The organism is Bradyrhizobium sp. 157 (assembly GCF_023073815.1).
GTDB lineage: Bacteria > Pseudomonadota > Alphaproteobacteria > Rhizobiales > Xanthobacteraceae > Bradyrhizobium.
Map to the genome: position 1 here is coordinate 1 of NZ_JADPKF010000049.1, position 1,375 is coordinate 1,375.

General features: G+C 63.1%; 1 protein-coding gene. It reads right to left on the reverse strand.

What is annotated here, in order from left to right; translation table 11 throughout:
• Nucleotides 1-209: 209 nt before the first annotated feature.
• The gene (locus IVA95_RS11050; RefSeq protein ID WP_247510502.1) at nucleotides 210-1,337 is read right to left on the reverse strand and encodes an IS481 family transposase; all 1,128 of its coding nucleotides are present in this window, start codon (nucleotides 1,335-1,337) and stop codon (nucleotides 210-212) included.
• Nucleotides 1,338-1,375 lie beyond the last annotated feature (38 nt).

The following is a 1,375-nucleotide window of genomic DNA, read 5'->3' on the forward strand; positions in this document are numbered from 1 at the left end:
GTCATCGCCCGGCTTGCCGCCTCAGCCAAAGCTCCGGCGAGCCAGCAAGGGAAAGCCTCGGCGAAGCCTTAGGGCGTAGCCGGGACCGGGCGATCCAGTACGCCGCGGCCGATCCGCTCAAACTCTAAGGCCTCTGGAATACCGGATCACCCGCCTTCTGTTTAGTCCGGAGACATGGCTGACACCTGTTCGGACACATCACTGACAGGTTAGTCGCTGGTCAAGTCGATTGATGCGACTTGCCAGCTGGCAAAGAAGATACCGTAGTTGCCGTCGCGATCGAGCGGTCGGATGGCCAGGCGCTCGCCGACAAAGGCCTTCGGAACTTTCCAGAACTGTCCCTTGAAAGAGATGTAGCTTCGGGTCGACGAGACGGTCCGAACCGTCTCGCCCACGTCGTATTGCACCTCCGGAATGCGTGCCGGCATAGCACGTGAGCTCGGCCGAAAGCGGTCGGCGGGGACGTTCATATCGAGGCCTTGGTGAGGCCGCTCCAGATTGTAGACCATGCGCCAGGCGTCGAGGGCGCGCTGGACTTCCGGCAGCGTGCGGAACGGGCGCATGGCAAACACTTCGGCGTTGAGGGTGCGATGGAAGCGCTCGTTCTTGCCGCGGCCCTGCGGGTGACACGGTCTGGCATGCACCACCCTGATGCCGAGCTTGAGCAGCCACACCTTCAGCCCGGTCCAGCGAACGCCGGACGTATCACCCCATGGTGAGCCGTTGTCGATATAAAAGGCCTCCGGCAGGCCATAGCGGCGGAACGTGGCCGCCAGATGCTCCTGCACCGTCGGACGCTGCTCGTTCGCACATGCCTTCAGGCACGGGACATAGCGCGAGTGATCGTCGATCACCGTCAGCGGATGGCATCGCGTCCTGTCAGCGAGTGGCATGTGGCCCTTGAAATCCATCTGCCACAACTGATTGGGAGCTTCCTTCTCGAAGCGATGGCCTGGATTGGGCGGCGCATTCTCGCTCGGCTTGATCCGCTGGTTCCGGCACAGGATCCGATGCACGGTGGACGGCACGGGCACAGCCTGCCCATTGCGCTTCAGGCAATGGGCGATCTTGCGGGCCCCCCAAGCAGGATGCTTGTCGCGCACAGCTACGACCTGCGCCTCCACGGCAGCGGCGCTGCGCCTGGGCATCCGCGTCGGACGACGGGACTGATCCAAAAGCTCCCGACCGCCGGCCTGCCACCGCCTCAGCCACTTGTAACCCACATCAGGACTGATCCCGAACCGTCGGCAGAGCTCCCGCCGGTTCGCTCCTTCCTGCAAGGCAAGTCGCACGAACTCGCGTCGCTGATCCATTACTGACACCTCGTTCCACGGCATGGACGGCTCCCGAATCGGACCAATCCAGCCAATTTTGA

Excerpts from the sequence above, each read along its gene's own strand:
- IVA95_RS11050 (WP_247510502.1), bottom strand. The coding sequence starts at position 1,337 with ATGCCGTGGAACGAGGTGTCAGTAATGGATCAGCGACGCGAGTTCGTG.